The 18,747-nt window shown below is 40.4% G+C and carries 21 protein-coding genes; 9 read left to right on the top strand and 12 right to left on the bottom strand.

Going from position 1 to position 18,747, the window contains the following annotated elements; all coding sequences use genetic code 11:
- The first annotated feature begins 54 nt into the window (after positions 1-54).
- Positions 55-759: a response regulator transcription factor gene (locus tag FTT71_RS08095; protein WP_004973283.1), complete on the top strand. Its 705-nt coding sequence runs from the start codon at positions 55-57 to the stop codon at positions 757-759.
- A complete protein-coding gene (locus FTT71_RS08090) occupies positions 756-2,666 on the top strand; it encodes an ATP-binding protein (protein ID WP_167846047.1) in 1,911 nt (636 codons plus the stop codon). Before FTT71_RS08095 ends, FTT71_RS08090 begins: the two co-directional genes overlap by 4 nt.
- Positions 2,667-2,699: 33 nt before the next feature.
- On the opposite strand, the gene FTT71_RS08085 is transcribed toward FTT71_RS08090, so the two are convergent.
- The 3 genes from FTT71_RS08085 to FTT71_RS08075 form a co-directional block, all read right to left on the bottom strand.
- Positions 2,700-3,866 (bottom strand): cupin domain-containing protein, encoded by a 1,167-nt coding sequence (locus FTT71_RS08085; protein WP_178865734.1) that lies wholly within the window; start codon positions 3,864-3,866, stop codon positions 2,700-2,702.
- Positions 3,867-3,986: 120 nt separating this feature from the next.
- The gene (locus FTT71_RS08080; protein WP_026438423.1) at positions 3,987-4,580 is read right to left on the bottom strand and encodes a nucleoside triphosphate pyrophosphatase; all 594 of its coding nucleotides are present in this window, start codon (positions 4,578-4,580) and stop codon (positions 3,987-3,989) included.
- Positions 4,581-4,587: 7 nt separating this feature from the next.
- Positions 4,588-4,971 carry a DUF2237 family protein gene (locus tag FTT71_RS08075; RefSeq protein WP_004973294.1) on the bottom strand — a complete coding sequence of 128 codons (384 nt, stop codon included), beginning with the start codon at positions 4,969-4,971 and terminating at the stop codon, positions 4,588-4,590.
- Positions 4,972-5,110: 139 nt separating this feature from the next.
- Between FTT71_RS08075 and FTT71_RS08070 the strand changes: the two genes are divergently transcribed.
- The 4 genes from FTT71_RS08070 (at position 5,111) to FTT71_RS08055 (ending at position 8,851) form a co-directional block, all read left to right on the top strand.
- A complete protein-coding gene (locus FTT71_RS08070) occupies positions 5,111-6,298 on the top strand; it encodes a phosphoglycerate kinase (RefSeq protein ID WP_004973295.1) in 1,188 nt (395 codons plus the stop codon).
- A 140-nt stretch (positions 6,299-6,438) separates the two neighbouring features.
- Positions 6,439-6,711 (top strand): hypothetical protein, encoded by a 273-nt coding sequence (locus FTT71_RS08065; protein ID WP_167846046.1) that lies wholly within the window; start codon positions 6,439-6,441, stop codon positions 6,709-6,711.
- Positions 6,712-6,849: 138 nt separating this feature from the next.
- The gene (gene fba / locus FTT71_RS08060) at positions 6,850-7,887 is read left to right on the top strand and encodes a class II fructose-bisphosphate aldolase (RefSeq protein WP_004973298.1); all 1,038 of its coding nucleotides are present in this window, start codon (positions 6,850-6,852) and stop codon (positions 7,885-7,887) included.
- Positions 7,888-7,990: 103 nt separating this feature from the next.
- Positions 7,991-8,851, top strand: a complete 861-nt coding sequence (locus FTT71_RS08055) for a DMT family transporter (protein WP_154320705.1) — start codon at positions 7,991-7,993, stop codon at positions 8,849-8,851.
- Here FTT71_RS08055 and FTT71_RS08050 read toward each other — a convergent pair.
- Complete coding sequence (locus tag FTT71_RS08050; RefSeq protein ID WP_004973302.1) at positions 8,814-9,032, bottom strand: hypothetical protein; 219 nt, start codon at positions 9,030-9,032, stop codon at positions 8,814-8,816. The two genes, FTT71_RS08055 and FTT71_RS08050, sit on opposite strands and share 38 nt — an antisense overlap.
- A 118-nt stretch (positions 9,033-9,150) precedes the next feature.
- A complete protein-coding gene (nfsB, locus tag FTT71_RS08045; RefSeq protein ID WP_004973304.1) occupies positions 9,151-9,804 on the bottom strand; it encodes an oxygen-insensitive NAD(P)H nitroreductase in 654 nt (217 codons plus the stop codon).
- 241 nt (positions 9,805-10,045) lie between these two features.
- On the opposite strand from nfsB, the gene hpaI reads away from it, so the two are divergent.
- Positions 10,046-10,840, top strand: a complete 795-nt coding sequence (gene hpaI / locus FTT71_RS08040) for a 4-hydroxy-2-oxoheptanedioate aldolase (protein ID WP_096900940.1) — start codon at positions 10,046-10,048, stop codon at positions 10,838-10,840.
- 102 nt (positions 10,841-10,942) lie between these two features.
- Here the strand turns inward: hpaI and FTT71_RS08035 are convergent, their stop codons facing one another.
- Positions 10,943-11,662 (bottom strand): UDP-2,3-diacylglucosamine diphosphatase, encoded by a 720-nt coding sequence (locus tag FTT71_RS08035; protein ID WP_180160853.1) that lies wholly within the window; start codon positions 11,660-11,662, stop codon positions 10,943-10,945.
- A gap of 117 nt (positions 11,663-11,779) precedes the next feature.
- Positions 11,780-12,289 carry a peptidylprolyl isomerase gene (locus tag FTT71_RS08030; protein ID WP_180160852.1) on the bottom strand — a complete coding sequence of 170 codons (510 nt, stop codon included), beginning with the start codon at positions 12,287-12,289 and terminating at the stop codon, positions 11,780-11,782.
- Between the two features lie 206 nt (positions 12,290-12,495).
- On the opposite strand from FTT71_RS08030, the gene FTT71_RS08025 reads away from it, so the two are divergent.
- Positions 12,496-14,220, top strand: coding sequence for a glutamine--tRNA ligase/YqeY domain fusion protein (locus tag FTT71_RS08025; RefSeq protein WP_180160851.1), 1,725 nt, complete (start codon positions 12,496-12,498; stop codon positions 14,218-14,220).
- Between the two features lie 137 nt (positions 14,221-14,357).
- Here FTT71_RS08025 and FTT71_RS08020 read toward each other — a convergent pair whose 3' ends face one another.
- Positions 14,358-14,891 (bottom strand): lecithin retinol acyltransferase family protein, encoded by a 534-nt coding sequence (locus FTT71_RS08020; RefSeq protein WP_168417501.1) that lies wholly within the window; start codon positions 14,889-14,891, stop codon positions 14,358-14,360.
- Between the two features lie 135 nt (positions 14,892-15,026).
- Here FTT71_RS08020 and FTT71_RS08015 point away from each other — a divergent pair, with 135 nt between their 5' ends.
- Positions 15,027-15,779, top strand: coding sequence for a phosphodiester glycosidase family protein (locus FTT71_RS08015; protein ID WP_225530198.1), 753 nt, complete (start codon positions 15,027-15,029; stop codon positions 15,777-15,779).
- Between the two features lie 30 nt (positions 15,780-15,809).
- Here the strand turns inward: FTT71_RS08015 and FTT71_RS08010 are convergent, their stop codons facing one another.
- From FTT71_RS08010 to FTT71_RS07995, 4 genes are all read right to left on the bottom strand, one after another.
- Positions 15,810-16,058, bottom strand: coding sequence for a hypothetical protein (locus tag FTT71_RS08010; RefSeq protein WP_004973320.1), 249 nt, complete (start codon positions 16,056-16,058; stop codon positions 15,810-15,812).
- 224 nt (positions 16,059-16,282) lie between these two features.
- A complete protein-coding gene (locus FTT71_RS08005; RefSeq protein ID WP_004973321.1) occupies positions 16,283-16,507 on the bottom strand; it encodes a hypothetical protein in 225 nt (74 codons plus the stop codon).
- Positions 16,508-16,748: 241 nt separating this feature from the next.
- On the bottom strand, positions 16,749-17,831 hold the full coding sequence (gene trmA / locus FTT71_RS08000) for a tRNA (uridine(54)-C5)-methyltransferase TrmA (RefSeq protein WP_154320708.1): 1,083 nt from the start codon (positions 17,829-17,831) through the stop codon (positions 16,749-16,751).
- Positions 17,832-17,993: 162 nt separating this feature from the next.
- Positions 17,994-18,695 (bottom strand): NAD-dependent deacylase, encoded by a 702-nt coding sequence (locus tag FTT71_RS07995; protein ID WP_004973326.1) that lies wholly within the window; start codon positions 18,693-18,695, stop codon positions 17,994-17,996.
- Positions 18,696-18,747: the final 52 nt, after the last annotated feature.

Here is an 18,747-nt window from a genome sequence, read left to right as displayed (position 1 = left end):
GTGTTTACATCAAAACGATTGATATATTTACAAACATAATCAAGGGGATGAATGATGGCAGAAATGGAAGCGATATTACCCGTACCGGTTTTAATTGTTGAAGATGAGCCTATTATTCAGTCACGTCTTAGAAAAATTTTGCATGATATTGGCTATCAAGATGACATGCTATTTTTCGTGAGTCATCTTAAAGCTGCAATGACGTGTATAGAAGATCATCCGATTGCTTTAGCTTTAGTCGATTTAGGCTTGCCCGATGGCAATGGTAAAGAACTAATCGAACAATTACATTTTAGAGATCCAAGCGCATTAATTTTGGTGATTTCTGCATGGAGCACCCAAGACAGCTTATTTTCTGCAATTCAAGCAGGTGCAACAGGCTATGTGCTTAAAGAACGTGATGATGCTGAAATTATTATCGCAATACGCAGCATTTTAAGAGGTGGTGCACCGATAGACCCATTTATCGCCCGTGAAATTTTATCGCAAATTTCACATCAAAAAGTACCCGTGCTGACCGAAGATTTATCAGATCGCGCCGATGCTCAAGCATTCAACTCACATTATGAACAGCTCACCAATCGTGAATTAGAAATTTTAAATCTGGTGGCGCAGGGCTTAAGTAACCGTGAAATTGCTGAGCAATTATTTGTGTCGCGTTATACCGTTGAAAGTCATATTAAACATATCTATCGGAAGTTGTCGGTCACTAAACGCACTAAGGCTGTCAGTACCGCTAGAACTTTAGGTCTTTTATGATTCAAAGGCTTTGGCAGTGTGGTTTGGGCGTGTTGTTATTGTTCTGTGCGTGGCAAAGCTATGCGCAGCAAGTGGTGTACCCAATTAATCAGTACTGCAATGTGCATGTACTTTCAATCAGCTCTGCCAAAACAGCATCACATAATAAAAAACCTGAAACGGGTTGGGAAAATGTTCAACTGCCCGACGTTTGGGATGATCGCTGGAAAAATTATAATGGTGGGGCGTGGTACAAAATAGAGTGGGAGTGGTTTTGTGAGCGTGATCATCGTTTAAATCAACCCATCGTTTTTGCACTGAATTTTTTAAATAGTGCAGGGGCAGTTTATCTGAATCAAGATTTACTTTGGGCAAGTCAACATTTAGAAGAGCCTTTGTCAAAAAACTGGAATATGCCACGTTACTGGATTTTACCTATTTCAGGCTTAAAACAAGGTAAAAATCAAATATTGGTCTATGTAAATGGATATGCATTTCAAAATGCGGGTATAGGAAAAATAAGTTTTAATAATGTGCATAACAATATTGAACAGCACCAGCAAAGTATATGGAATAAACGTACTTTATTTGAAATTAATGCGATTTTATCTGCCACTTTAGGCATTTTATGTTTGGTTATTTGGCTGTTTTTACGCCGTGATCAGAGTTTTGGTTGGTTCGCGTTGAGTTGCATGTTCTGGTTATTATTTATTTCTCATTTTTTAACCACAGAAACCTTTCCATACCCAAGTGTATTGGTGGCATCTCAAGCCAATTTAAGCTTTTTTATCCTCTATGTTTTAGCTTTTAGTCTGTATTTAATTAGGTTTGTCAATCAACGCTTGCCAATATTGGAAGAAAGTATTTTTATTCTGAGTTTAGCGGTAATCGTTTGTGTGTTTTTAACACCCTTAGATTATGTCAAACTGGTATTTGGGATTGTCTTTTTAAGTTATGCCAGCTTACTAGTCGTGGTTTATTTTTATTTGGCGTATTTAGCGTATAAATCCCCAAAAACAGAAGTATATCTGCTGCTATTTTGTTTAACCTTGATTGGCTTTTTTGCGGGTGTAGATGTATTTCGTTTAAGTAATGCGGCAACGGCAAGTTTATATCAGCCATTATCACCGTATACCTCGCCAGTAATTACTTTATTTATTGCGATTATTTTAGGCATACGCCTAAAAAGAAATATTCAAAAAATTGAGAAATTTAATCAAGATTTAGAGCTTAAAGTTTTTGAAGTCAGTGATGATTTAAAACGCAGTATGTCAGAAAAGCATTATTTAGAATTGGAAAATGTGCGTTTGCAAGAGCGGATTCATCTATCGCATGATTTGCATGATGGTTTGGGTGCATCTTTGGTACGTTCCATGATTATGGTCGACCAAAGCGAACAGAACATGAGTAATCAGCAGTTCTTATCTATGCTGAAATTACTGCGTGATGATTTACGTCAAATTATTGATAGTGGTTCTTCCATTGGTTCTAAAGTGCCTGAAAATCCTAAAATTTGGGTTGCGCCAGTACGTCATCGTTTTAGTCAATTGATGGATGAAATGGATATTCATTCCAAGTGGGATTTTCCAAATGAATGGGTGATTGAGCCGAATTCGTTACAGTGCTTAACTTTGATGCGGGTATTAGAAGAAAGTTTAACCAATGTGATTAAACACAGCCAAGCCAAGCATGTATCCGTCAGTATGCAATTTGTACCGCCTAAGCAATTGGTACTTAAAATTCAGGATGATGGTGTAGGTTTTGAAGCCAATAGCGTGCTTGAACATGGCATGAGTATTGGGATGCGCAGTATGAAAATGCGTTTAGAACGGGTTGGAGGGCAATTAAAATTAAATTCGACACCTGGCTATACGTTAATTCAGGCAGTTTTAACTTTAGATCCCGCTTATCTAAATTCCCCAAGATGAATTGATCATCTTGAGGGGGCTGAAACGAATATTTTAAGCGTCTTCAGCAGGTAACAACATTAAAATGGATTCATTGAGCAGTTGTACCAAATCTTCCAAAATATTTGCGTCGTAAAGGTTTTCATCGAGCAGCACGCGTTCACCATTGGCAATTTTTTGCAGCGTAGGGATAGATGCTTCTGCGACACAAATCGCTTCACCATTCGCCCAAAATAAAACTTCATCTAGCTGATTTGCATAAAGTAGGCGAGAGGCGGGTTCCAACATGATTTGATAACCCTGATCTAGCGCATCTTCTAAATCGCCTACACCTATTTCATCTACTTCAGGAATATTTTCAGGATATTTCGGTTCAGACATTAAGCTTAAAATCGCATCATCCAACACCGATGAGTTTTGTAAACGCGCCCACAATTCTGCTTTCAGATAATCCAATTCTGTCGCAGTCATTTCGCCAATTTGGGTACTTTTTTTACGAACAAGGTCTTGTAGTGGCGTGCGTAACATTTCATCGGCAGAGAATTTATCGCTCACTCGATCCATCATTTCACTAATATTCGGCATGCGGAAACCGAACGAGAACGTCAGACAATCATCTTCCGCCACGCCATAATGTGCCAAACCCGGTGGCACATAGAGTAAATCGCCAGGTGCAAGAACTTCATCAAAATTGACCTGCATTTCAGGCAATAATTTTAACGGTTGTCCTGCGACAAATTCAGTTTCAGCATCACACATTTGCCCAAGTTGCCAACGACGATATCCATAGCCTTGTAGCAAAAACACATCGTAGAAATCAAAATGCTGACCTACAGAGCCGCCTTTAGGGGCATAAGACACCATTATGTCATCACGTCGCCATTGCGGAATAAAAGGAAATTTTTTCCAAAGTTCAGCGAGATCAAAAGAGTAATGATCAACGGCTTGTACCAATAGCGTCCACAACTTTGGCATTTTTTGAAAATCAGCCTTAATGAGCGGTGATGATTTCACAGTCCATTGATTTGGATCACGATCTTTTTGTTTGATTAAACGGGCAGTCACATCTTCTTCGAGAGCCAGTTCCATCACGTCACTAGGTTCAAGTAGGTTGGCAATTTCTGGGAGTGCATTGCGTACCAAAAGTGGTTTTTTTTGCCAATATTCACTTAGGAATTGTTCTGCGGTAATTCCGCCCAAAACATCTAAAGGTTGCGACATAAAATAGCCTAAGCAAGTTTTATCAATAATCTCAATATTGTCTGATTTGTCGCTGCAAAGGGCAAGGTGATTTATAGTCTTTATAAATATTCACGGCTGTTAAATTACACAGTTTTAAACTTAAGGAACCTGAATATTCAGCATTCTTAACATGCGGCATAACTGAATCATCGGCAGACCCATCAAGGTAGTTTGGTCATTGCCTTGCATGGCTTCAAACAGACTAATACCTAAACCTTCGCACATAAAACTACCTGCACAGTGTAGCGGTTGTTCCTTTGCAACATATCGTGCAATTTCATTGTCAGTTAAGCTGCGGAATTTAACTGTGTAGTGTTCTACAACCGTTTGTTCAAAGCCTGTAGATTGCTGCTGCACACTCAGCGCAGTGCTGAAATAAACCGTTTGACCTGAATTGGCTTGTAATTGTTGTATAGCTTTTTCTGAAGTGAGCGGTTTACCTATAAAAATATCTGGCTGCTGTTCACGCCATGCCACTTGATCTGAACCAATCACAATTGCATCAGGATATTGCTGCGCAATACAGTGTGCTTTTTCAAAAGCCAAGCGTCGCGCCAAATTATCTGCATGCAATTCACCCTGTGCAGATTCATCAATATCAGGTGAAATTGACTTATACGCCAAATGCAGACGATTCATCAATTGCTGACGAGTTTGACTGCCAGACGCTAAAATAATTTCAGGATGTTGCATCAGATCATCACACCGCATAATCCATCAAAATATCTAAAGGCACATAAGACAATACTGACTGATGACAGGCTTGAATTTTAATTGGTGGTGCTTGACCTGCCTGATAGGCTTCAACCCAACGGGTGACGCAAATACACCAGAAATCACCCGGTTGTAAGCCGTTAAAACCAACTTCTGGTACTGGCGTGATTAAATCATTGCCAATTTTTTGCGAGAAATTTAAAAAATCAGAGGTCATTTGTGCACAAACGGTGTGCTGACCTAAATCGGTTGGGGCGGTATGACAAAAACCGTTACGAAAATATCCAGTAATAGGATCAAAGCAACAACTGGCGAGAGATTCGCCCAAAACATTTAAACGATTGATATTTGGATCAGGATGAATAGACATAAGTGCGAGAAAGATGGTGGCTTTTCTCTATCATAATCAAAACTTTTGCTTTAAACAGCAATTCTACAAAAGTTGCTAACCTTTTTCTGCATAATCATTTAAAATCGTGGCGTTTTGATATCAATAAAGTGAGCTATACATGAACTTTCAGCGTATGACTGACCTCGATTTAGCAGGTAAGCGTGTCCTTATTCGTGAAGATTTAAACGTACCTGTTAAAAATGGTGTGATCACCAGCGATGCACGTTTACGTGCGGCATTGCCAACGATTCAAGCTGCTGTTGCCAAAGGTGCAGCAGTGATGGTGTATTCTCACTTAGGTCGTCCTGTTGAAGGTGAGCCAAAAGCTGAACAATCTTTAGCACCTGTAGCTGCGTATTTAACCCAAGCATTAGGTCAAGATGTTCAACTGATCACTGACTATTTAGATGGTGTAGACGTTGCTCCTGGTCAAGTCGTTTTATTGGAAAACTGCCGTTTTAACCACGGTGAAAAGAAAAACAACCCAGAACTTGCCGCTAAATATGCAGCATTGTGTGATGTATTTGTGATGGATGCATTTGGTACCGCGCACCGTGCAGAAGCCTCTACTGAAGGCGTTGCACGTTTAGCACCAGTGGCAGCAGCAGGCCCATTATTGGCTGCGGAATTAGATGCTTTGGGTCGTGCCTTAAAAACACCTGAAAAACCAATGGTGGCGATTGTTGCAGGTTCTAAAGTATCGACTAAGTTAGATGTATTGACTTCATTGTCTGATATTTGCGATCAATTAATTGTAGGCGGTGGTATTGCCAATACTTTCCTTGCTGCAGCAGGCTATAACGTGGGCAAATCATTATGTGAAAATGATTTGATTGACACTGCCAAAGCAATTGCCGCAAAAGTTTCTGTACCACTGCCAACCGATGTTGTAGTTGCAGATGCCGCTGAAATTAATTTTGAAGATTTCTTGGGTTCATTGGCAGCAGCGAAAGCAACTGTGAAAAAAGTTGAAGATGTTGCAGACAACGATATGATTTTAGACGTAGGCCCAGAAACTGCAAAAGCATTTGCTGAAATTTTAAAAACTTCAAAAACAATTCTTTGGAATGGCCCAGTGGGTGTATTTGAAGTTGATCAATTTGGTGAAGGTACGAAAGCACTTTCATTGGCGATTGCAGAATCTGCAGGTTTCTCTATTGCAGGCGGTGGTGACACTTTAGCTGCAATTGACAAGTATGAAGTTGCAGACAAAATCGGCTATATCTCTACAGGTGGAGGTGCATTCCTTGAATTTGTAGAAGGTAAAACCTTACCTGCAGTTGCGGTATTATTAGAACGCGCTTAAATCTAGAAAATTTATCAATAATTTTTAAAAAGGTTGACTTCGGTCAACTTTTTTATATTTATGTCATGCCGTAGTCATCAAAATGTCATAAATATGCAATAAACTGTAGTAAATGAATGACCTAACTGTAGGAAATGACGATGATTCAAAAACTAACACTTGCTGCTTTAATTGCTGCATCTTTAGCCTTGACTGCTTGTGCAAAAAAAGAAAGCGCACCTGCGACTGAAACTGATGCATCTTCTGCAGTTGTAGATAACGCTCAAGTTACACCAGAACAACAAGCTGCAATCGACGCAATTGACCAACCAATCTTGGATGAAGGCAACACCGATATTTCTGAAGACGTTGCAAATGCACCTGCTGACGTTGCGACTGCAGACACAGAAGTTGCTGCTTCTGAAGCGCAATAAGTGCTGAAAAACGACAAATTGTAGTAATTTGTTTAAAAGTCCCTGCTTTTGCAGGGACTTTTTTTTGAAAAAGGCGATTTGTTGCTGAATTGAAACAAATCACAGGGTAGAATAACCAACATTATTTGGGAGGATATTATGGCTCTTATTTCATTGCGCCAGCTCTTGGATCATGCCGGTGAACATGCTTACGGCGTTCCAGCGTTTAACGTCAACAACTTAGAACAAATGCGCGCAATTATGTTAGCCGCAGATGCAACCAATTCACCTGTAATTGTTCAAGCTTCGGCAGGTGCGCGTAAATATGCAGGTGCGCCATTCTTGCGTCACCTGATTTTGGCTGCAATTGAAGAGTGGCCACATATTCCAGTGGTTATGCACCAAGACCATGGTACAAGCCCTGATGTATGTCAGCGTTCGATCCAACTAGGCTTTTCATCAGTAATGATGGATGGTTCTTTGGGTGAAGATGGTAAAACACCAACGTCGTATGAATACAACGTCGAAGTGACGCGTCGTACTGTGCAAATGGCGCATGCGTGTGGTGTATCGGTTGAAGGTGAGATTGGCTGTTTAGGTAGTCTTGAAACAGGTATGGCAGGTGAAGAAGATGGCGTGGGCGCAGAAGGCGTACTTGACCACTCTCAATTGTTAACATCTGTTGAAGAAGCACGTAGCTTCGTTGCAGATACTAATGTGGATGCTTTAGCGATTGCTGTTGGTACTTCGCACGGTGCATACAAGTTTACTCGTCCACCTACAGGCGATATTCTTGCAATTGACCGTATTAAAGAAATTCATGCTGCGTTGCCAAATACACACCTTGTAATGCACGGCTCTAGCTCTGTACCACAAGAATGGTTGGCGGTGATTAACCAATACGGCGGTGACATCAAAGAAACTTATGGTGTACCTGTTGAGCAATTGGTTGAAGCAATTAAGCATGGTGTGCGTAAAATCAACATCGATACAGATTTACGTTTAGCTTCTACTGGTGCAATGCGCCGTATGATGGCAGAACAACCAAGCGAATTTGACCCACGTAAATTCTTCGCAAAAACTGTAGATGCAATGAAACAAATTTGTATAGACCGTTATGAAGCATTTGGTACTGCAGGTAATGCAGACAAAATTCGCCCAATTTCTTTAGAGAAAATGGTTGAACGTTACAAATAATTCTTAATTTAATTAAGAACTCGAAAGCCCACAGTCCTTGTGGGCTTTTTACTGATGAGTCCACAATTTCCAATCAAGAACAAAAACAATCCTCGAGCGTGTCATGGAACTGATTGTAGCCGCAGCCTTTTGTAGTGTACTGGTCTCTATTTTATTAAAAGTCTGCAAAACGCAGGGTTTTAACCCCATGCAGATGATTACATGGAATTATGTCAGTGCCAGTGTGTTGTGTTTTTACTGGTTTAAACCCAACTTGGGCACGATCTCAATCCAACATACGCCGTGGTGGCTCATTATTAGTTTGGGTGTGTTGTTGCCCAGTGTCTTTTTAGCATTAGCAAAATCGTTGGACAGCGCAGGTATTTTAAAAACTGAAATTGCACAGCGTTTGTCAGTGGTTTTGTCTTTAGCAGCCGCTTATTTTATTTTTCAGGAAAATTTTAGCCAACTGAAAATTGTGGGAATCGCGCTTGGGATTATCGCGGTCTTATGCATTTTGTATTCGCATCGTGCTGCAGTGCAGTCTGCTAAAGCGCAACAAGGCATCTTATATTTGAGCTGTGTTTGGTTGGGTTATGCACTGATTGATGTTTTGCTTAAATACACCACAGGTTTAGGACTGCAATTTGCAGTTGCACTGAATTTGATGTTTGTATGTGCTTTTGTTTTGGCGATGGCTTATATCTTAATCCGCGATAAAAGCATGGGCAGTATGCAAAATATCAGTGCAGGTTTAATTTTGGGTGCACTGAATTTTGCCAATATTGCCTTGTATGTCAAAGCTCACATGCTGCTCAAAGACAGCCCTGCAGTGGTATTTGCAGGGATGAATATTTTAGTGGTGCTATTTGGCGTGATCAGTGGTGTATTGTTCTTTAAAGAAAAGCTGAAAAGCACGACCACTATTGGGCTAGGCTTGGCATTGCTTAGTGTGCTTTGCCTCGCTTATGCCATGACGGTTTAAGATAACTCAACATAAAGCGAAAAGGATGTCGCAATAAATCTGCAGTTTCTGCAAGACCATGCAGCATTGTGGTTCTATCGCAGATCGGGCAGCGCAGGGTTGGATAGCTTGGTTTGGCTTGATATAAATACAGTTTTTTACAACGTCGGCATTCTAGTTTTAGCGGCATTAAATTGAGCATCATACACCTCATTTTTATTTTTGATAGAGATTGAGTACAGATTGCAAATATAGATAAAGCAAAATTCAGACCAAAAAATAGGGACAAATTTTGTCCCTAGTGTTATCGCATGTTTGTTTTACAGTTGCGTGAAAATCTCACGTTTATCAAGGCGTGATTTTGGCAGTTTGGCATTAAAATCTTGTTCACTACGATAGCCTAAACACAATAAAACCGAAGGAATCAGTCCTTGCTCAGTTAGTTGCAGTTCTTGAGTTAAAATTGCTTCATCAAAACCACCAATTGGCGTTGCGTCAATTCCTTCAATGCCTGCAGCCAAAAGCATTTGTCCGAGTGCAATAAAGGTTTGATTTTCTGCCCAACGCTGAATATCGCCTTTTTCATTGCGGTAGTAATCGACATAACCTGTGCGGCTGTCTTTCTGACCTTGTTTAGCGGCTTCATCTTTAAAGCGTCCACTAGCAGCATCCTGATTAAGCAGGTTTTCTAAATGTAATTCGCTAATGTCAGCTTTGGTGCAAAATAAAATGGTATGCGAAGCATCTAAAACTTTAGGGGCGTTATAGGCGTACTTTCCAACTAAAGCTTTAGCAATACGTTGTTTGGCTTCAGGGCGATCTGCAATAAAAAAATGCCACGGCTGAATATTAATGGAAGATGGTGCTAAACGCAGAATTTCTAATAAACGCTCAAATTGTTCTGCAGGAATAGTGCGACTCGCATCATAGGCTTTGGTCGTATAACGAGTTTGTGCAACGTTGAGCAAATCCATGAATCATCTCCATTTAAAGACTATATTTGGGGCAGGTGTGCGCCAAAAGCTTAACATGCCTCGCTATGCTAACGGAATGAATCCATGTGCTATTTATGCGGTTAAGATGAGATGAGCACGACATAAACATCTTTAAACTTAGTGTTAAATTCAATCATGCAAGACGTTTTCACTATTGGTTGTTTATAGCAAATAGGCGTTAAATATAAACTTGAGCATGGTGCATCCCAAAGGTGTATGGATGGAATATATCAATTATTTTAAGCGTAAATTAAAAACTCAGCAGCAAATTGGCTTATGGGTAGGTTTAGCAGATGCGTATGGTACTGAAATTGCTGCCAATGCAGGCTATGACTGGCTTTTAATTGATGGGGAACATGCACCGAGTGATTTAAGAACCACTTTGTCACAATTACAAAGTATTGCGGCTTATCCCTCTCAAGCGGTGGTGCGCCCGCCGATTGGCAGTGTGCAACTCATTAAACAACTGTTGGATATTGGCGTACAAACTTTGCTGATTCCTATGGTTGAAAGCGTTGAACACGCTGAGTTGATGGTCAAAGCGGTACGTTATCCACCTGAAGGTATTCGCGGCGTAGGCGCAGCTTTAGCACGTGCAACTCGCTGGAACAGTATTCCAAATTATTACGCGACAGCGCATGAAAATATTTGTTTGCTCATTCAAATTGAATCGGTCACAGGTTTAGAAAATCTGGATGCTATTTTACAAGTCGATGGGATTGATGGGGTGTTTATTGGTGCGGTGGATTTATCTGCCACGATGGGTTATGAAGGCAATCCGAACCATCCAGAAGTACAAGCCGCTGTGGTCGATGCGATTCAACGGATTCGTGCAGCAGGCAAAGCAGCAGGGATTTTATCGACCCAACATGAAGTGACACAAAAGTATTTGGATTTAGGCACAGAATTTGTGGCAGTTGGGGTAGATACCAGTGTGTTGATGACTTCGCTGCGTGAGTTGTTGGCTAAATATAAAGCTGATGCCGAAGTGATTAAAACGGAAGGTGGGTATTAATCTGCTAGCTGAAGAGATTTTGGCTAAAGAGGTTTTAGTTAGCTATGTTTAGCTAAGTACCTTTAGTGTTGTATCTATTATTTTTATGTAAAGATGTTGCGCTTAATAGTTCCAATGACTCAGTTGCCAAGTTGCTAAGGCTTGATTTGGTTCAACTACTAAAATTTGTGCAGCATCTGCGCGCCAATCGCCTAATACAATTCTAGGTTTGCCGTGTTCATTGTGAATATTTGGACGATGCGTATGCCCATGAATTAACACATCTGCATGCTGCAAGGCTTGTGACACAGCATCTGCATTTACGTCCATGACGTCATAACTTTTGACTTGATTGGCTTGCTGACTTTTTTTGCGGAAACCTTGTGCAAGTTTTTGCCGAAAAGCCAAAGGTGTTTTCTTTAAAATCCCTAAAATGATGGGATTGCGAATGATTTTACGGAATTTTTGATAGGACACATCATCGGTACACAGTGCATCGCCATGTTCTAAACGTACCTGTTGAGAACCAATATGCAGCGTGTACACATCGGGCAGGAGTTGTCCTGAAAATTGATCTAGAAATTTCTGACCTAAAGCGAAATCACGATTGCCGACAATAAAGTGAATTTGATTACCTGCTTGGCTAAATTGCTTTAGACGTGTAACAACTTCATCGAGCCACGCTGCGGTGTAATCATCACCAATCCATGCATTAAACCAGTCGCCTAAAATATACAGTTGGGTGTTTTTATTTTGATAAGCATCTAGCAAATCTAAAAACCCCCGAACAAGTCGAGGGTGATTTGGTGACAAGTGTAAATCTGCGATAAACAGATAGGTCACGAATTATTCCTTGGAATCTCCCTCAATCCCTCTTTTAAAAGAGGGAATTCTCCTCCCTAAACGAATTTTAAAGCACAGCTTTAAAATGATGTGTGTAAGGGAGGTCGGGTAGGATTCTTATTCAGCAATGATTTTTGCAGATTCAATCACCACATTTTCTAGTGGAACATCTGCGTGATAACCACGGTTGCCAGTACGCACGCCTTTAATAGCATCTACAACGTCCATGCCTTCAACAACTTTACCAAACACGGCATAACCCCAACCTTGTGCAGTTTTGCCTGTGTGGTTCAAGAAAGAGTTATTTTTTACGTTAATGAAGAACTGTGCAGAAGCAGAGTGAGGTGCTTGGGTACGAGCCATTGCAATTGTACCAACATCGTTGCTTAAGCCGTTGTCAGCTTCGTTTTCAATCGCATCACGTGTTGCTTTTTCTTTGAAGTTTTCATCCATGCCACCGCCTTGGATCATGAAACCATCAATAACACGGTGGAAAATTACGCCGTCATAAAAACCATCACGAACGTATTCTAAGAAGTTAGCAACTGTAATTGTTGCTTTTTCAGCGTTCAATTCTAAAACAATACGACCTTTATTGGTGTTTAATTCGACTTGAGGAAAACTCATTGTGTAATCTCCTAAACATGGACACGAATGCCATGGGTTTTTTGGTTGAGAGAAGCATAAGCAAACTGTAAACTACAAGGCAAGTAAAAACGTTATTTTCTTTGTTAAAAACAAGGAAAAGCGTTCTAATGGGTGATGTATGCTTCACTACTGAAGTTTCTGTAACCTAGTTTATCCAATTTTATTTTAGAAGTGATTTTATTGCTATGAAGCCAAATGATGTTGTTGCATCTCTGCCAAACACCCCGACACCAAGTTCAAATGCCTCTGTCGATGCTGTGCAGCAAGAACAACAGCCGGGCTTGGACTTTATACGTCAAGTCATTACCGATGATATTGCGGCGGGTCGCACTCAGCAGGTGGTGACACGTTTTCCACCTGAGCCGAATGGTTATTTGCATATTGGTCACGTGAAAGCAATTTGCTTGAACTTTGGCATCGCACAAGAATATCAAGGGGTGTGTAACTTACGTTTTGATGACACCAACCCAGATGCAGAAGAACAAGAATATGTTGATGGTATTGCCAATGACGTGAAATGGCTGGGTTTTGAGTGGAATGGCGAACCACGCTATGCATCAAGCTATTTCGATCAATTATATACATGGGCAATTCAGCTGATCGAACAAGGCGATGCTTATGTCGATTTGCAAACCCCTGATGAGATTAAGCTCAATCGTGGTTCTTTTGTAGAGCTGGGTAAAAATTCGCCATATCGTGATACGCCAGTAGCAGAAAACTTGGCTTTATTTGAAAAAATGCGCAATGGTGAATTAGGCGAAGGTCAGGCAGTACTCCGTGCCAAAATTGATATGGCTTCACCAAACGTACACATGCGTGATCCGATTTTGTATCGTGTTTTACATTCATCGCATCACCAAACGGGCGATAAATGGAAAATGTACCCAATGTATGATTATGCGCATCCATTATCAGATGCCATTGAAGGCATTACTCATTCACTATGTACTTTAGAATTCCAAGACCATCGTCCATTCTATGATTGGGTGGTGGAAAAGGTGAAATCCGAGGCTGTGCCGCGTCAGTATGAATCTAGCCGTTTGAATATTGATTACACCATCACATCTAAGCGTAAATTGCGTAAATTGGTTGAAGGCGGTTTTGTGAATGGTTGGGATGACCCACGTATGCCAACAGTGGTAGGTATGCGTCGTCGTGGCTTTACACCAGAAGGTTTGCGTGATTTCTGTAAGCGTGTAGGTGTGTCTAAGTCGGATGGTATTGTGGATGTTGCAATGCTTGAATATTGCATCCGTCAGTCATTGGAAAATACTGCAGCACGTGGTATGGCGGTGTTAAATCCACTTAAAGTGACTTTGACTAACTTGCCAGAAGCATTAGATTTGGTCCATGCACGTCATCCAAATGTAGATATGGGTGAACGTATCATTCCGCTGACTTCTGAAATTTACATTGACCGTAAAGACTTTGAAGAAGTGCCGCCTAAAGGCTTTAAGCGTTTAGTGCCAGAAGGTGAAGTACGTTTACGTCACGCCTATGTGATTAAATGTGATGAAGTGATTAAAGATGCCAGCGGTGAAGTGATTGAACTGAAATGTTCAATTGACCCAGAAACTTTGGGTAAAAACCCAGAGGGGCGTAAAGTGAAAGGCGTGATTCACTGGGTATCTGCAACGAAAGGTGTAGCAGCAGAAGTCCGTTTATATGATCGCTTATTTACCGAATCTGACCCAGAAGTGGGCGATGATTTCTTGGCGAATTTAAACCCTGAATCATTAACCGTGGTTCAAGCCATTGTTGAACCTGCTTTGGCAACAGCACAACCTGAAGATCGTTTCCAGTTTGAACGCGAAGGTTACTTCGTTGCAGATCAGTATGATCACAGTGCTGAAAAACCAGTGTTTAACCGTATTTTAGACTTAAAAGACAGCTTTAAACCTGGAAAATAAGCTACATTTCTAATTTTAGTAAATGTTGTAAAAGCCCAACTTTGTTAATCCAAGTTGGGCTTTTTTATAGCAGGAAATCGAATAGATTTGGGACTTGTGTTAAGCATCATAAAATAGCGATTTGGAAAGATAAGCACTTAGCGGTTTTTATGCTGTTCCTGCTTCATCAGTATTTGTGGTAACTGCATTTTAGCTTTATCACGCAGTTTTTTCTTAATATACAGAACCAGTGCAAAGCAAGTGGTAGTGAGCGTGAGCAGCATACTGTTCATGTAGCTCATCAGTGAACTGACATAACCAATCGTGGTTAAACGATCCATCATCTTAAACACTTGAGGGCTGCTTTCTACACCTGTAATGGCCCAGGTACATAAGTGTTCGCAGTTATTGATAATTAGATGATAGTTATTTTCATGCATTCTGGAACGCATACGACGTACCACTTTACGCCCTTTATATTTGGCTGCATGGTAGCTTTGTACTTTAATTTCTTTGCCGTGACTAAACTTTTCAATACTGGTCATTTCAATCGGGTGCTTTTTGAAAAGATGTGCGAAACCCGAATAGTGAATCACGCGACCACGCCCGGCATAGATACCATGATGGCTATAGCCGAAGTGTTTCACAATTAAATGTGCCCCTAAAGGAAATCGTGTTTTCTGCTTGAGCATCGTACGCTTGACCAATAAAGTAACATGAGTAGAGAAAAGAAATCAGGTTTTATAGTGTACTGCGTCTGAAGCAAATATGCGATAACCCATTCAGTTATATGCACAATTTGTAACATAGCAGGTATGGAGATGATAATGTTTTGTTCTCGGTGGAAGTGCTTATTGCTCTGTTATTTATTCTGCACGCCTACTGCACAAGCGGAAATTCGCGCATGGACGGTTAACAACAGTAAAATCAATGCAGATGTGGTGGAAGTGACACAGTTGTCACAGTTAGGCTTATATCTGAAAGATCGGCAAGGGAAACCATATCTGCAAATTTCACAACTACAAAAAAATCTACAGTCTTGTGAAAACATGCAATTTGCCATGAATGCAGGCATGTTTCATCCAGATTATTCGCCTGTGGGTTTGTATGTGGAACAAGGACGACAACTTAAAAAGCTGAACCGACAGCAACAGGGATGGGGGAATTTTTTAATTCAGCCCAATGGTGTACTGGCGTGGAATCATCAACGGGTGTTTTTAGGAACAACCCAACAATATGCCAATCAAGCGTTCAAAGCGCAGTATGCGACACAGTCTGGCCCAATGTTAGTTATTAATCGCCAGTTAAATTCACGTTTTTTGGCAGACAGTACTTCTTATAAAATTAGAAATGGGGTTGGGTTAAAAGACCAAAGCCTGTACTTTGTGATTAGCAAGACGCCCGTAACTTTTCATCAATTTGCCACCTTTTTTAAAGATGAGCTGCAAACGCCAAATGCCTTGTATTTAGATGGTTCGATTTCTACAGCGTATATTCCGCAATTACAACGTCATACTCATCCACATCGCAATTTAGGTCCAATTTTAGCTTATATAGATCATCAAGGCTGTAAACCCTAACATTGGAATTTGGTTTTGGCTTGGCTGAATTTATTGTCCAATAAAACCTAAGGCTGTGCCTTGCATCCTGCAGATTTTGACTGCTTCTTCGCTTTTCATTTGTTTGACTTCATTTTCAAATTGCTTTTTTTGTTGTTTAAGTTGCTCATCTGAAATACCCATGTTTTTAGCAAAACTTTCCATTTTCTCCCAAGTTTCGGCACATTCTTTCGGCATTGGGCTACAGGCTGTTAAACTTAGGCTGAGTAGGGCAAGACAGCTAAGGCTAGTTTTTTTCATTGTCATTTTCTCTGTTTGAATAATTCGAATTTATTGGTGTAATGATTATGTGTAGAAATATTAGCGCATGATTATGAAGATATGATTGACTGCGTTTGAAAAGATTAGCGTTTTTGTGCAAGTTCAAGCACGTGTCGCGATTTATAAAATTTATCGTTCTAATATATATGCAGCCATTAAAAAAGGCACTTAGTTCAACTAAATGCCTTTTTTATCATATTCCATTACTGGAATGGTAGATGCTGGAGTTCATTCAACTCTTTGCGGCTATAACCTCGCGAAGCGAGAACCTTCTTAATCCCGATAATGACATCTTCATCTGTGGCTTTGGTTAAAGCTTCGAGAAGTTGTTCATTTGTCTTGCAAGAGCAATCATTTTCAACACAAGCAATTTGATTTTTATGCTCGTTTTGCTGTTCTGTAGAGAACAACTTTTGCCAAAAACTCATAGAGCCTTCATTCACAACCTAACATAGATCGAAATATAGCCAATATAAAAAATAAATCAAGTCGACCTAAGTGATAAAAGCAGCAATCGAGTTGCAGAATTTTCGATGATATTGCATTTTTTTAACGAAATTATGACAGCTAAAGGGCTTGTAATGCTTTAACTGATTCATTTACATCATAATATTTACAAGTGCTAAAAAGCAGAACTTGTAAATATTGAAGAATAATGCAACAAATTGTTTAAATCTTTTCCAGTAAAACACCCGACTCAACATGATGGGTGTATGGGAATTGATCAAACAGTGCAAATTGCGTCACTTTATGGCTTTGACACAAGGTTTTTAAATTGTCATGCAATGTGTCTGGGTTGCACGAAATATAAATAATACGCTTAAAACGCTGTAGGAGTTTTAAGGTGTCATCGTCAATTCCTGCGCGTGGCGGATCGACAAAGACCGTATCAAAATCATAACTTGCAAGATCAATGTTCGCTTCTTGCAAGCGGCGGAATTCACGCTCACCGTTATAGGCTTGAGTAAACTCTTCAGCCGATAAGCGTGCCACTTGAATATTCTCAATCTGGTTTTGTTCAATATTCCACTGCGCTGCATATACCGAAGATTTAGCCAGTTCTGTGGCAAGTACACGACGGAAACGAGTCGATAGCGGCAGGGTAAAGTTACCATTACCACAATAAAGTTCTAATAAATCTTGCTCAGAATATTCGGCAACCGTACATGCCCATTCCAGCATTTTTTGGCAAACTTGCGCGTTTGGCTGGGTAAAGCTGCTTTCAATTTGCTTATAGGTATAAGTGCGCTCAAAAACCTGTAATTGTTCAACTACATACTCATCGGATAGCACGAATTTTTGCCCACGGCTGCGTCCAATCAGTTTAATGTTTAATGCTTTGCTCAAAGCTTGGGCTGCAGGCTCCCAATCAGATTCAAGTTTGCGGTGATAAAGCAGTGAAACCAACATTTCGCCACTTAAAGTCGCTAAAAAATGCACTTCAAATAAACGAGCCGATAATACGGGATCGGCTTTCAGGGCGGCTAACAGCTTTGGCATTAATAAGTTAATGCTGCGGTCTGCAATCGGAAACTCATCTACACGAATAACTTTTTTCTGCTTATCTTCACTGCGTTCAAACATGGCATAAAACAGATCATCTTCAATATGCCAAATTCGGAACTCTGCCCGCATACGGTAGTTGTGTTCTGGTGAGGCAAATACTTGCAAGGCAGGCGGGTTATATTCGGCAAATTGGGCAGAAATACGGGCAACTTTTGCATCAAGTTGTTGCTGATAAGATGAGGTCATATGCAGTAAACATCACAAACACAGAGAAAGAGCGATGGTAACAAAGTTTTAAAGAGATACCTAAAACTATTATGAAAATGATGCAATGCTGCAAGATGTCAAAATAGCCTAAGCATGTTGATGACATCTTACAAGTGGAAAAATTTAGATACTGTAATTACTTTAAACTTGATGTAATTGATCGAACAATTGCTGCATGCCCTCAGTGGCAGTTTTGGAAATCCGTTGAAATTGAGCAGGAAGTTGGGCTTGCATGGCTTTTGGGTCAATATAATAAGCCTGACAATTTGCAGGAATTTCGTGTACTAATCCAGCAACAGGGTACACCACCAAACTTGTACCAATCACAATAAAAATATCGGCATCTTGAATCAAATCCAGTGCTTCTTCATAGGCAGGAACTGCTTCGCCAAACCAGACCACATGCGGACGTAAAGGATAGCCTTGTGGGCAAAGATCCTGTTGCAAGTTCAGCGAGTCACCTTCAATTGGAAAAAATTCTGTCGTGTATTGTGCATGAGGCCCTGAGCTTTTGGCTAAACGAATATTGCCGTGTAAATGCAAAACTTCTGAACTGCCTGCACGTTCATGCAAATCATCAATATTTTGGGTGATCACTTGTACATCAAAATCATCTTCAAGTTCAGCAATTAAGCGATGCGCCAAGTTAGGCTGCGCATTAAGAATGTTTTTACGACGTTCATTATAAAAGCGTTGGACTAATTCAGGATTCCTTGCCCATGCTTCAGGACTTGCGACATCCTCCACGCGATGTTTTTCCCATAAGCCATCACCATCTCTAAAGGTGTTGATTCCACTTTCTGCGCTCATACCTGCACCCGAAAAAACCACTAATTTACGCATGTTTTATTCTCTTGATGGATGGTTAGATTTGAGTATAAGTGCCGAAAATAGA

The sequence above is a fragment of the Acinetobacter sp. YH01004 genome (assembly GCF_013420455.1).
GTDB lineage: Bacteria > Pseudomonadota > Gammaproteobacteria > Pseudomonadales > Moraxellaceae > Acinetobacter > Acinetobacter towneri.
This window is presented reverse-complemented; position numbering and strand designations above follow the sequence as displayed.